Raw genomic sequence first — 13175 nt, forward strand, 5'->3', positions numbered from 1 at the left:
GTAGGCAGACAAAAATGGAATTTTTAACTAAAAACTAAAAAATATAAATGAGTAATAATATTCAAGATGAATTTAAAGTTTTTAAGGACGAACTAAAAAAACTTAATATCGAAGTACAGAAAGTAGTAAAAGTAGGAAATGGAAGTATGGATTTTCATGAAGTTTTCTACAAATCGCCGCGATATGAAGAGGTGAAGACTGTGTATGTTCAGCGTCATAATCTGGACAGTATGATAGAAAAATTCAAACAAGCTTATCATTAAAATATAACCAGCGCCGCAGAAAATATGCGGCGCTGATTTTTTATAGGTTCAAACGTGAATAGAAGACGTTAGAATATTAGCGGAAAAATGTTCCTGAGCATAGCTCTCCTTTAATCTTTGTCTAGTGTTGACGTCTTTTTAGTGTCCTTCATTCCGATATACACTATGAGAGAAAATAAGATACAACCAGTAATATACCAGTAGAAATATTCTTCGGAACCGATCTTTTTAAACCAAAGAGCAATATATTCTGCAGTTCCTCCGAAAATAGCTACTGTAATGGCGTAAGGAAGACCTACCCCCAACGCCCTGATCTCAGACGGAAAAAGTTCAGCCTTTACCACTGCATTAATGGAGGTATAACCACTTACAATGATGAGTGCTGCCATAATAAGGAAAAAGGCACCCCACATTGAAGTTGTGGTACTGAGTGCTGTTAGAAGCGGAACCGTACATAAAGTTCCCAGAACTCCAAATCCCAGAAGCAGTGGACGTCTTCCTATTTTATCAGATAATCCTCCGAAAACAGGCTGAAGACACGCAAATATAAATAAAGAGATAAAAGAAATTAAGGTAGACTGTTCTTTGCTAAGATGTACTGTATTTACCAGAAATTTCTGCATATAGGTGGTATAGGTATAAAATGCCAATGTTCCTCCCAATGTAAGACCTACCACAGTAAGCAAAGCTTTAGGATGTTTAAGAAGCTCTTTAATGGTTCCTTTTTTCTTTTCATTGAAATCTTTTTTATTTTCAAAAGCTTCCGTTTCGTGAAGATTAGCTCGTAGATATAACGCTATAATGGAAAGCATAGCTCCGATGACGAAAGGAATTCTCCAGCCCCATTCTTCCAGTTGGGTTTCCGTTAATATTAATTTTTGCAGAATCAGTTGAATTCCTAATGCAATAAGCTGCCCGCCAATCAGAGTAACATACTGAAAACTTGAATAGAAACCTCTTCTGTCTTCCGTTGCCATCTCACTGAGATAAGTAGCCGAAACACCATACTCTCCACCCACACTTAGGCCTTGTAATAATCTTGCAATTAAAAGTAGAATAGGAGCCAGGATACCTATGGTTTTATAAGTTGGGGTAAGGGCAATAAGAAGGGAACCAAACGACATCAGCAGTACGGAAAGAGTCATTGCTTTTTTTCTTCCGATTTTGTCGGCTATACTTCCAAATAGCCATCCTCCGATAGGACGCATAAGAAAACCGACAGCGAAAATCCCTGCAGTATTCATTAATTGAGCATTGAGATCAGAATCCGGGAAAAAGGAATTGGAGAAATAAATAGCAAAGGCAGCATAAGCATACCAGTCATACCATTCAACAAGATTTCCTATAGATCCGCCTACAATGGCTTTGATTCTTTGGGCAGTAGTAATTGAGGTAGTATTCATAAGAGTAAGATATTAAATTTTTTAAAGTACGATTTGCAGAGACAGAAGAAATTCACCTTTTCTGTCAAAAATAGTTTTAGATGTGATATCATATAAGGGTCGGCTGCTATACTGAGCAACAATTCTTGCATTTTGACCATATAAATAGAAATTGGCACCTATATCATAATAACTTCCGCTTTGGTTAAGGGCTTCCATATTTTTCAGGGCATAGTTGAAGAAGGGCTGAATTTTTAAAACCTTACTGAATTTTGGAATAACGAAGCCCGCCTGTGAAAACCAGATATTTCCTGTTCCCATTAAAACCCTGTTATTTCCTGCTCCTTCTAATGCCCTCTGACCGGTAAATGTCTGATCCGGAGTTCCGGGATTAAGGAGTCCGCTCATCCTTAGGTAATTGGGTCCATAATTATAATTGTAGTATACCGAATAGAGCGTGAGTCCCATTTCTTTATTTTTATTACCTAAAGGTATTTCCGAATAAATGTCAGCTCCAAAAATATTGGCGGGATGAGATTCAAAAGTATTTTCTGAAGGTTGGCTTTGTGTAGCATCTTTACTTGTATAGAAACCAGCGCCTATATTCAGGACTTTTTTCACTGCAAGGTTATTTCCTGGTAAAAAAGAGGTGACGGTAGTTTCTTTATTAAAGAACTGATAAAAGGCATATCCTGAATAAGACAATTTTCCACTTTGATTATTGTCTACTGCAGGCCCTCCAACCACTGGCTTTAAGTTCGTAGCAAAAGGTTTATTGATGCTGAATCTATAGTTAAGTCTGTCAAACTCTCCATGGATGAAGACTCCCAATTGCCTTGAAAACTGATCTGCAATTTCAATGGATGGGAAATTGAAAATAGGAATATCTCCTGCAAGCATTTTGGTTGTGCTGGCACTGGTAAGACGGCTCACCCCATTCCAGGAATGCAGACCCGCTCCCAGATAGAGATTATTTTTATTAGGTTTTCCAGTCTGAAAATTATTTCTTGGAATAATAGCCAATTCATTATAGGCATCATGGAAAAAAAAGGATGCTTTTTTTCCGGCGCCATTATTACCGGTTCCGGTCCCTCCACCTGAAATGAAATTCTGATTATTAATCCCCATTTGTAAGAAAACAGAATAAAAAGGAGTCAGTTGACTCTGAATCGTTAATCTCATTCTCCGGATTCCTGCATCATAAGTTTGTTCCTGCGGCACTCCATTGACGCTTGTGCCTGGATTATTTTCGATACTTCGAAGCCAGATCTGGCTGGAAATACCAAATTTAAGCCATTGGTCACCTTTGGAATTGAGCTTTATTTTAAGCTCTCCAACCTCCAGAGGGCTTTTCTCTGAAGTATTTTCCATAGGATTCTTTTTGATATTAACCGTATCCTGGCTATAAATGTTTTGTATGACCATTACACTGAAAATAATGAGCAATTTTTTCATAGGTGCTTTTGTTTGCTCCTAAACAAGATATAAATTCTGAAGAAATTCTGAAGTTTGTATAAAATTTAAACTTTCGTTATCGTTTTGCTTGTTAATCAGGGGTTTGTTTTGAGAAAATGATTTTTATGGTATGCAAGTTGTTCTCAAAATGATAAGAGATTTCATCATTATAAATCTCCAAAATCTTTCTTACAAGTGCCAATCCGATCCCAATAGAGTTTTGATTGGGGTTTCCACGCCTGAATCTTTTAAATAATTCATCCGTAGAAACAGTAGGTGGATTTCCGGTATTTGAAATCTGTAAATAAGTCTTTGTGAGGACTACAGAAATTTTACCATGATGTATATTGTGTCTTTTAGAATTATTGATGAGATTATTGATAACAATGGTCGCCAGGTTTTTATCAAAATCAATAAATACCTCTTCCTGAATTTCTTTTGTCAGTGTAAGGTTTTGAATTTCAAACAGGTCTTCAAAGTAATGTAGTCTTTCCCTCAGTAATTCTGAAAAATTGATCAGGTGTACATCTTTTTTTTCAAAGTGGTCCAGTTTGGCCAAAAGGATAAGAGACTGGTTGATAGATGAGAGCCTGTCCAGTTCATCATTCATTGAAGAAAGTGTGATAAGCTGGTTTTCCGAAAGTTCACTGTCCATTAATAGTTCTATTTTTCCTTTGATAGAAGCTAAAGGAGTCTGCAGTTCGTGGGAAGTATTTTCTGATAGTTCTTCTAACAGGTGATAATCTTTTTTAGAGCTTTCGGACATTTTTATGAGAAAGGTATTCAATGATTTGAATTCCTCTGTCTGGGTTTTCATTAGATTCATGGACCGGCTGTCTTTCAAACTGAATTTTTTGATTTCGTCCATTGCGTGATAAAAAGGTTCAAGAATTTTTTTGGAAACCAAAACACTCACAATAATAGTGAGGATAATAAGAAAGACCATAATCCATGCGACAACCATAATGATACTGATCAAGAAATTGTTTTCAATAATCGTAATGTACCGCACACTTGTTATGGCGTATTTTTTTTGGTGAATTACGGGATATGTAATTACCGTAATCCTGTTGATATAAGACTGGATGCTTTTATTCCAGATATATTTTTCTTCAATAATTTTTTCCTTTGTATTCTGGGAAGTAGAGGGAAGAATTTTTACACGGGTTTGCCGATGATGTGCTGTAAGATAATCGTAGTTTGGGTCTTGTTCTAGCTTGTTAGTTACATATGCATTCAAATCTTCAAGCTTAAGAATGGCAGATTGCATAGTTGCTCTTTCAAAAGCGAAATAAAGAATAGCAAAGCCGGTAATAAGGACAAAAAATACCAAGGTGGTAAATGCTCTGGCAAAACGGAAACTTAAATTCATTGATCAATCCATTTATAGCCTAATCCGTACACCGTATGAAGATAATCCCGTCCTCCCACATCAAGAATTTTTTTGCGTAGGTTTTTTAAATGCTGGTAAACAAAGTCTATATTATCAACACTGTAGGTGTAATCTCCCCATAGATGGCTTGCAATCGCCTGCTTGGAAAGCATCCTGTTTTGATTGTTGATAAAATAGATCAGAAGGTGTAATTCTTTTTTAGTAAAATTAACTAGCTGTCCATTAATTTTACATTCTTTGGATTCCAGATCTACTGTAATTTCATTAAAAATGAGAAGGCGATTGGTTTCAGGAGTTTTTCTTCTCAAAACAGCCTTGATTCTCGAATGAAGCTCAGGAAGAGAAAAAGGTTTGGTTATATAATCATCAGCCCCGTCGTCTAATCCGGTCAATTTTGTATCCAACGAATTTTTTGCTGAAACTATAATCACACTTGCCTGTGGAAGATCATTTTTGATCTGTCTTAAAATTTCCAGTCCATTGCCATCAGGCAGCATAAGATCCAGAAGAATACAATCATATTCAAAAAGTTCAATTTTTTCTAAAGCCTCTTTTGCGGTAGAGGCTACTTCACAGACATAATCTTCTTTCTTGAGATAATCTATAGTATTCGCTGCAAGTTCTTTATGGTCTTCTATGATAAGGATTTTCATACCGGTATTAATCCAAAATAAGCAATTATTTGGTTTAAAGATAGAAAAAACCGTTCACAAAAGAATAATTTGTGATGATTTTGAATTTTTATTACGATTCTTAAAATCTATATCCCAGAGAAAGTCCGCTTCTGAAACCGGCCCATGGTCCATCTACTTTTATTTTGGCTCCGTTAGCATTGGTTTCTACTGTGTATTTCACAAATGGAATATCCAGATTTTCTATTTCTTTTTTTAGTTGTGCCTGCATATCCGGAGTAAGAACATAATCGGAGGTCATTGTAAAATCACCTTTTCCACTTCCGTAATGGGCTCCGGCAATCCAGAAATCCAGTACCAGATTCTGGCTTCGGGTAAGGAAAAACTGTACTCCTACCATAAGTCCTCCACTATTTCCTTTAGTATTTCCTTGGCCTTTCAATGGAATCTGATAGGTGATACCATTCGGACCATTATAATCATAGTAGAAATCAAAGGTATTGGAAGAAACATCAGAATACCGGTAATACGGAGCAAAATAGAATCCTTTACCGAACCCTTTTCCAATATAAAATCTTGGTTCAATGGTGAAATTGGTAGCTTTTACCTTTAGATTTTCAAATCTTTTTTCATCATTATCTTTCAGGAAAGCGTTAATAAAAGGTACTTTTCCTTCCGGCATGGTTCCGAAGCCAATATTTAGGGAAAACCATTGATTAAAAGCTCGTTCGTAAGACAGGTTGATATTCCTGAATGCATAAGCAGTAACATTCGTCTTGATGATATTCATCTTTTCATTCGAAACGTTCTGGTTCTCCTGTGCCTGAAATACAGCGAACAGAAGGAATGGGATGAATAGGATTACTTTTTTCATAATCTTATATTTTGAGGTGTAGAAAAAGAACAGCAAAAAACGGGCTGAATTTAACATAATAATTTGGATTTGTAGAAGAAAATATTAAAATTCTTAATGATAATGGTGTTTTTTTATTTTGAAATTAAAATGAATGTAATGGATTGTACCAATAGATTGTTCTAAAAGTATAACCATTCTGACATGAAAAAAACGATATATACCATTTGCTTTCTTTCCGGAGTTCTGGCTTTTTCACAGGAAGTAAAAAATGATACCTTAAGTTCTTCCGGGACAAAAGAACTGCAGGAAATCATTGTAAAGGCACAACGTAAGAAACAGTTTGCTGATAAAGCGGTATATACTTTTGATAAAGAAGCATTGGAAAAAGCACGGTATGCAAAGGATTTGCTGGGTACACTTCCGGAACTGCAGCTGGATCCGGTTTCCAATACGATCATGAGTACAAAAGTGGGAACTACCTTATTTCTAATCAATGGAGTTGAAGCTACAGACCTTCAGATCAGAAGTATTGCTCCTGGTGAAGTGGTAAAAGTGGAGTATTATGATATTCCACCAGCACGATGGGCAACAAGATCAGATACTGTTGTTAATATTCTGACCAGATCTACTGAAACCGGTTATGTTTTTGGAGCAGAGGAATCTTCAGCATTGAATACAGGTTTTGTTAACGCATCTGCCTATGCTAATTATACAAAGGGTAAAAATGATATAGGTTTTGAGTATTCCATTAACTTAAGGGATTACACAGAAAGAAGGGTGAACAGTATCTACGATTATCAATTGGATGGCCGGCATTACCGTTCTAATGAAGACAGAAAAGATCACTTTGGATATACTTTTCAGAGTGTAGCATTACGATATACCCGTTTGGTTGCTGATGATTATGCTTTTCAGGCAAAGCTGAATATGGATATTTTCAGCCGGTTTTCAAAAGGAACAGGACAAAGTGTTTTTACGGTCGATAATACTGGTGAAGAGCATAGTATGTTTAAAAATAATGGTTCTGATTATGTAATTCCTAAGCTGGATCTTTATTATTCTAAAAAACTAGGAGTAAAAGATGAGCTGAGTATTAATGTTGTAGGCTCAGACTATACAACCAATACTTCGGAAACCGCTAAAGAATGGGTGACAGGAACCGGTCTTTCTGTGTATGAGAATGATATGATTTTGAAGGCAAAGCAGACAAGTTTTGTAGGTGAACTGGCACACGTTCATGATTTTGCAGCAGGAAAACTTTCGTCAGGATATCGTATCTCCAGATCTTCAATTGCCAATGATCTGAATAATCTTTCCGGCTATTCTCAATATAAGGTCACTTATCTGGAACAATATTTTTACACTGAATTTGCAGGAAAAATAGATAAGTTCAGCTATCGTATCGGAGCAGGGCTGACTAATATTCATAATAAAAGTGCAGAAAATACCTTTGATGAATGGTCTTTTACTCCCAAAGTAGTATTGGCTTATCAGCTTAAAAACAATCAGAGCCTTCGTTTTACGAGTAGCTATAAGCCCATAAGCCCATGGAGTAATGCGCTCAGCAGTAATGTGGTACAGCTGGCCCCCAATATTGTGCAAAAAGGGAACCCTTTTCTTACATCCCAGCAGAAATGGACCAATAGCCTGACCTATTCATTGAATAATAAGTATTTTGATTTTAATGCCAATATATTCTATTCTTATACCGACCGGGTTATTAATCAGTATTATGTATTGGATGATGTATTTGGAGGATATGCGCTTACTTATGAAAATGGAAAATATGCGCAGCAGTATGGAGTTCAGCTTACAGGTTCTTATAAACCTTTTGGGAATAATTTTTTGGTGCTGAAAGTAGTGTTAACTCCTACTTCAGAAATGGTGAAAACAAGTTCTGGAGCGGTGATTAAAAACGATTATCTCGGCAATAATTTTGTGCTGGCTTCAGAGTATAAAAATTTTTCTATTCAGTATCAGTTCAATATCCCGACGTATAGCCTTAGCGGAGCTTTTCTGAATACGAATGAAAACAAGAATAATATTTTTATCAGCTATAAACATAAAAATCTGACGTTTTCTACCGGGATGTACTGGATAGGCATGCCTTCGGAGTATAAAACAAAAAGTTTATCTGAGAGTCTGGTGGATTATAAGATTCATACCCAGATTATGAACAATAAATCAATGTTTGTACTGGGATTAAGTTATGATTTTTCTAAAGGAAAGAAAACAGAAATTCAGAAGAAACTGAATAATGATACAGCTCCGGCTGCTACTTTTTAGAAAGGCAGGAAGCTAAGCTATTTAAAGGTATAAAAAGAGATATCGCTATTCTTTAGGAACTTTTTTTACAACCAAAAGGATTAAAAAAACTCGTTCATCAGCTTTGAACGAGTTTTTTAGTGTTATTTTTTGATAAATTTTATATTCTTTTTCGTTTCATGATTTTTTCCACTTACTTCAATAAAATAGGACGCTGGTGGAAGTTCTGAGATCTGTATGTTTCCGGAATTGAGATCAGTTGTTTTGATAAGTTTTCCATCTAAGCTGTAAATATTCGCTTTTGAATACTGATCTGTATTTCCTTTAACCCTGATAAAATCCTGTGCAGGATTAGGGTATATGCTAAAGTTTTCTTTTTTAATTATATTATTTACTCCTAGTGTAGTAATATTCAATGCTGCCGCACTTGAAGTCGTCTGATTGATCCCTAATCCAGGTACTGATAAATTGACGGTAGTAGCGCTAAGCAACGGGTATCTGTGGGTGGCATCATAATACGAATAGGCGGTATTGGTAACAGAGCCTAAAGGATTAGTAAATGTTATGTCGATAGGTAAGTGTAAATTAAAATTTTGTACAAATTTTACCCTAAGGACATTGTTATAAGTCTGGCCATTCAAAATCAATGTGCCATAAGCATCAGCCTGTGTAGATAAGGTACCTACGCATATTCCGCTGGCTAAAGAAGCGGTGAAAGTTCCTTTGGCAGTATCATTCTGTGCGGGCCCGAAGGTGGTGGGATAATTGATATAAGTTCCGTTATCCATACTTAAATTTAAAGTGACTTGTGGATTTATAACTCCTGTAATTTCTAGCTTTGTAGGAGAAGCTTTATAAAATATAGTATTGGTTCCGTCAGACATTTTAATAGTAGACCCAGGAAAAGTGCTAATCTCAGTACCGGTTGGTGCTGTATAATTCATAGGTAAAGCTGTTCCCAAGGTAAGACTGCCGTTTGAAAAGACGACGTTGGCCCCGATTGCAGAGTTATCCACAGTTCCGGTAACAAGTTTATTATCGACAATATCATTGAGAATAGGATCATGGGATGCTTTTGTAAGCGTGATCTGCGCTGAAAACATTGCAGAAGTTCCCAACAGAAAAAGGATAGATTTTTTCATGGTCAATTTTTTTTATTAAAGTTAGTTAAAAAGATGAAATAATTTTTATATTAAGTTGTTTATAATGAAATAATTAAATAAAAAACCGCCCAACACTGTTGGGCGGTTTTTCTGTGTATTAAATAAGGCTGAGCCTAGTTACTCATAATCATTGTACGGTAGGCGTGGATGTCTTCAATGGTTACCACACTCATCCCTTTTTTGATTGCAAAGTCTACGATTTCCGGAAGTCTTGCCATGGAACCGTCTTCATTGGTCAGTTCACAAAGTACGGCATCATCACCAAGATTAGCCATCTTTACAAGATCTACACTTCCTTCTGTATGTCCACGTCTTTCAAATACTCCATCTTTTTTAGCGATCAGAGGAAATACGTGTCCCGGACTTGCAATATGCTCAGCGATAGCATCTGTTGCAACAGCTGTTCTGATGGTTGTTACACGGTCTTTTGCTGAAACTCCGGATTCTACGCCCTCTCTGGCTTCAATAGAAATGGTAAATGCTGTTTGATTTTTTGAATTGTTGTTTTCCACCATCGGACGAAGATTCAGGTGCTTGCTTTTTTCCTCGGAAATGCATAGGCAAACGATCCCGCTGCATTCGCGGATCAGAAGTGCCATATCCTGCTCTGTAATAGTGGAAGCGGGAAAGATGATGTCACCTTCGTTTTCACGGTTTTCATCGTCTACTAAAAGAATACCTTTTCCCTGTTGTAATGTTGAAAGTGCTTTTTCTACACGTTCTTTGGAGGTTGCTCCGAATTGTTCTAATAATTTTTCCATGTTATTTTACTTTTAAAAGTTAAAATAGTCTTCGGTACATGGAAATGAAATACAATACCGCAAGAGCCCATGAAGGATCTTACCGTATGTCTCATTTTCTTCTCCCATCCAGACTTTAACTGTCGGTTTTGGAATTTCACCAAATCAGTCCCTTCAAATGAAAGGAGTCGCGGACTGTAACCGCCGGTAGGGAATTGCACCCTGCCCCGAAGAAAACTTATACTAAGTTTTACTGTATGTTTTGATTTAAATTTTTATTTCATTAAAAATATTTAATACACAGGCCGCTAATTTCGGAAAGTTTTCTGAAATGAGAAAGGGTTTTTCGATAGGAATTTTCAATGGCTGATTGGTTTTTTAAATAAAAATCCACTCCCATAATAGGAGCGGATTTTGTATGTGTTTTTTTCTAATATGAATAGATTTTACTTGATCTGTTTTAGTTGTTCATCGTATAATCCTATGAGCAGACTATTTCCGTCTTTGTCTGTTTTTATTCCTCCATAGGCGGCTTTATTATATTTTTCTGCCTGTCCTTCCTGGAAAAAGAAAGATTCTGCTCCGATATTAATTCTCCAATCGTCGGGTGAAGAATACTTGATGAGGTATTCGCCTGCTTTCAATGGAGTGGCATCTTTTTGAAAACGAACCCGTTGAGCAACGCCTTGCGGATCAAGTTTTACAACACAGTAACCGCGTTTTGGAATCTTTTCAGCATTAACAGTATTGGAAATATCATATCGTAAGGTCATATAATCGCCCTGCATCAGTGAACGGGGATCTACAGGTGCTAATTTTAATAAGATAGGCTGTCCGTTCTTTAATAAAGTCTCTTTTTCCATCACTGAATAATTGAAATAGACTAATAAAAGAACAAGGTTGAAAATGATGATAAGCCATTTATATTTTTTCATGAGCTGTCAGTTTTTTGTGAGCGAAGAAATACATTGCCAAAAAGAAAATCCCGGATCCAAACAGAAGTATGGATTTGGTCAACAATGTAAATTGAAGGTCATAATAAAATCTTCCGATAAAGCAGATCAAGGCAATGATGGATAAAACAAATCCGGTTTTGTAATGGGTATAAAAACTTAACAGCATTATGAGAATAGCTCCCGCAATGGTTGGTGTTAATAAGGTGGGTGATAAAACCAGAACCGTTAATGCATAAATAGCGATTTTATAGAGTGTATTAGTCACCTGTAATGTTTTGAACAGGAGAGATATCACGTAAAGTATTGTTATGACAATCATAACAGACGGTATCCAGTCATAATAATATTCTGTAACACGGAAAAAAGATCCAAATCCCAAAAATGCAAGGGTCAGTATAAATGAAAAAATCATTCCTGTACGAATCGGATCATACAATTTAGATAGAACTTTGCTCTTGGTTATTATTTTTGCTTCCTGAAGAAACAGATAAGTAGTGAAGATCGTCTGAAGTATAATAATTGCAGAGGTTAAATGATATATATGGTTGACCTGAGCCAATGCAAATATGCTTCCGTTGATAATTAATATAGAAATGAAGGAAAGAATATAGCTTTGTACCAAAAATAAAGTGCATAATGCAAAGGCTATGAATACAGGATAAATAGTATCCCCTTCCGTAGAGAGGGCAAGACCCAGCAGTGAAAATCCGGTAATGAAAAAAGAGACGCTCAGGGTATCTATGATGGTTTTTCCGGATATTCTACTGATCAAAGAAGATCCGGCAATACAGATAACTCCCAATATTCCTGCTCCTATTTGTGAATCGAAAATCTGCATCATGAAAACAAAACCTAAAAAAGCAAGACAGGCCATTATTCCTCCAAAAATGGATAATATTTTAATAGATAATGATTGATGATTAGTATCTTTTTCCTGATAATCAGCCATAATTGATTCTTCATCAAAATGAATCTCTTTGTTGCTTACTGTACGAAGATGATTCATGAGTTCTATGATATTTTCTTTATTTCTCATTTTTCCATTTTTTTTGAAGATTCATTAGATTTTTAATAATGAAAGTGATACTCACGATGACAAAGAAGAAAACCAATAAGAATATGGCTTCATTATCTCCTATTTTGAATAGCAAAGAGCAGATAATAATGACAATACTCAACGGAATAATGGCAAAATAAAAACTGTTTTTTGTTTTGAAACCGTACCAGATTCCTAAAGTGTAGGTAACAATGCTAAGTGGAATTAAAAAGGATAATAATGTTCTGTGGCTATCAACAAAATCAAGACAAAGTCCAAAGGTGGATACACTCACAACGGCCAGAGATAGAATGTTGGTAAACCAATTGGGGATGCTGAGTTTTTTATAATGAGAAAGGAGGATCGAGCCTATCAAAATAGCTGCATTAAGAACAAAAAGTAAAAGAATAATAATACTGTCATCCCAGTCTTTGGCCACTTGATTTGAATATAAAATAAGAGTGGTATTGATTAAAACCACATACAGTAGCCATAAAGGAGCAAAATCTGATATAATGACCCAAAGTGTTATAAAAATAGTCCATGCCAGAAAGAAGTCATAAGCATCTGCACCGGTTTGATAAATCTGACCGAATACAGCAAATAAAACTCCTACAAGGGCTGAGGCACCAGTGAGAATAATATTTCTGGTATTGTTGTTAATTTTAGGCAATAATGCGAAGACAGTAGCTGCAATAACCAGTACTTCCGTAAGTCCGATTTTAGCAAATTTTGGCAACTCTGCCCAATTATAAGCAAAGAAGAAAATAATCCCGGATACGGTAAACCCGATTCCCAGGCTGATAAGAAATAATTTAAGAAATTTTTGCCATGCTTCTTCGCTGCTGTAGATATTGTCTTCAAGTAATGTTTTGAGATCTTCTTCACTCAGGTTGCTGTGCCGGCTGAGGATTTGAAGATCTTCTCTCTGTATGTTTTTCATTGAGGTGTTTAAGTGTTTTTTTTCTTAATAAATTGCAATCTGCTTATTTTGATTTTTATATGTTGCTATCAGGTATGCAATTATTTCTGTC

The 13175-nt window shown here is 35.9% G+C and carries 12 protein-coding genes and 1 riboswitch; of the genes, 2 read left to right on the top strand and 10 right to left on the bottom strand.

What is annotated here, in order from left to right; all coding sequences use genetic code 11:
* The first annotated feature begins 47 nt into the window (after nucleotides 1-47).
* Nucleotides 48-263: a hypothetical protein gene (locus NBX25_RS12345; protein WP_123909998.1), complete on the top strand. Its 216-nt coding sequence runs from the start codon at nucleotides 48-50 to the stop codon at nucleotides 261-263.
* Nucleotides 264-373: 110 nt separating this feature from the next.
* Here NBX25_RS12345 and NBX25_RS12350 read toward each other — a convergent pair whose 3' ends face one another.
* From NBX25_RS12350 to NBX25_RS12370, 5 genes are all read right to left on the bottom strand, one after another.
* Nucleotides 374-1666, bottom strand: a complete 1293-nt coding sequence (locus tag NBX25_RS12350) for an MFS transporter (RefSeq protein WP_123909999.1) — start codon at nucleotides 1664-1666, stop codon at nucleotides 374-376.
* Between the two features lie 21 nt (nucleotides 1667-1687).
* Entirely contained in the window at nucleotides 1688-3100 is a 1413-nt protein-coding gene (locus NBX25_RS12355) for a porin (RefSeq protein ID WP_250253823.1), read from the bottom strand.
* A 91-nt stretch (nucleotides 3101-3191) separates the two neighbouring features.
* The gene (locus tag NBX25_RS12360; protein WP_250253824.1) at nucleotides 3192-4472 is read right to left on the bottom strand and encodes a sensor histidine kinase; all 1281 of its coding nucleotides are present in this window, start codon (nucleotides 4470-4472) and stop codon (nucleotides 3192-3194) included.
* Nucleotides 4469-5146, bottom strand: a complete 678-nt coding sequence (locus NBX25_RS12365) for a response regulator transcription factor (RefSeq protein ID WP_250253825.1) — start codon at nucleotides 5144-5146, stop codon at nucleotides 4469-4471. Before NBX25_RS12365 ends, NBX25_RS12360 begins: the two co-directional genes overlap by 4 nt.
* Before the next feature lie 100 nt (nucleotides 5147-5246).
* Nucleotides 5247-5999, bottom strand: coding sequence for a DUF3575 domain-containing protein (locus tag NBX25_RS12370; RefSeq protein WP_228412741.1), 753 nt, complete (start codon nucleotides 5997-5999; stop codon nucleotides 5247-5249).
* A gap of 183 nt (nucleotides 6000-6182) precedes the next feature.
* On the opposite strand from NBX25_RS12370, the gene NBX25_RS12375 reads away from it, so the two are divergent.
* Nucleotides 6183-8267 carry a TonB-dependent receptor plug domain-containing protein gene (locus tag NBX25_RS12375; protein ID WP_250253826.1) on the top strand — a complete coding sequence of 695 codons (2085 nt, stop codon included), beginning with the start codon at nucleotides 6183-6185 and terminating at the stop codon, nucleotides 8265-8267.
* 122 nt (nucleotides 8268-8389) lie between these two features.
* Here the strand turns inward: NBX25_RS12375 and NBX25_RS12380 are convergent, their stop codons facing one another.
* From NBX25_RS12380 to NBX25_RS12400, 5 genes are all read right to left on the bottom strand, one after another.
* The gene (locus NBX25_RS12380) at nucleotides 8390-9388 is read right to left on the bottom strand and encodes a T9SS type A sorting domain-containing protein (protein ID WP_250253827.1); all 999 of its coding nucleotides are present in this window, start codon (nucleotides 9386-9388) and stop codon (nucleotides 8390-8392) included.
* Between the two features lie 134 nt (nucleotides 9389-9522).
* A complete protein-coding gene (gene ribB, locus NBX25_RS12385) occupies nucleotides 9523-10170 on the bottom strand; it encodes a 3,4-dihydroxy-2-butanone-4-phosphate synthase (RefSeq protein WP_123857756.1) in 648 nt (215 codons plus the stop codon).
* A 92-nt stretch (nucleotides 10171-10262) separates the two neighbouring features.
* Nucleotides 10263-10388, bottom strand: a riboswitch (FMN riboswitch).
* A 207-nt stretch (nucleotides 10389-10595) separates the two neighbouring features.
* The gene (locus tag NBX25_RS12390; protein WP_123857755.1) at nucleotides 10596-11084 is read right to left on the bottom strand and encodes a GDYXXLXY domain-containing protein; all 489 of its coding nucleotides are present in this window, start codon (nucleotides 11082-11084) and stop codon (nucleotides 10596-10598) included.
* Nucleotides 11071-12141 carry a DUF4401 domain-containing protein gene (locus NBX25_RS12395; RefSeq protein WP_250253828.1) on the bottom strand — a complete coding sequence of 357 codons (1071 nt, stop codon included), beginning with the start codon at nucleotides 12139-12141 and terminating at the stop codon, nucleotides 11071-11073. The genes NBX25_RS12390 and NBX25_RS12395 overlap by 14 nt, the downstream gene beginning before the upstream one ends.
* Entirely contained in the window at nucleotides 12131-13084 is a 954-nt protein-coding gene (locus tag NBX25_RS12400; RefSeq protein ID WP_250253829.1) for a DUF2157 domain-containing protein, read from the bottom strand. The genes NBX25_RS12395 and NBX25_RS12400 overlap by 11 nt, the downstream gene beginning before the upstream one ends.
* Nucleotides 13085-13175: the final 91 nt, after the last annotated feature.

This window comes from Chryseobacterium sp. Marseille-Q3244 (genome assembly GCF_940807095.1).
Lineage (GTDB): Bacteria > Bacteroidota > Bacteroidia > Flavobacteriales > Weeksellaceae > Chryseobacterium.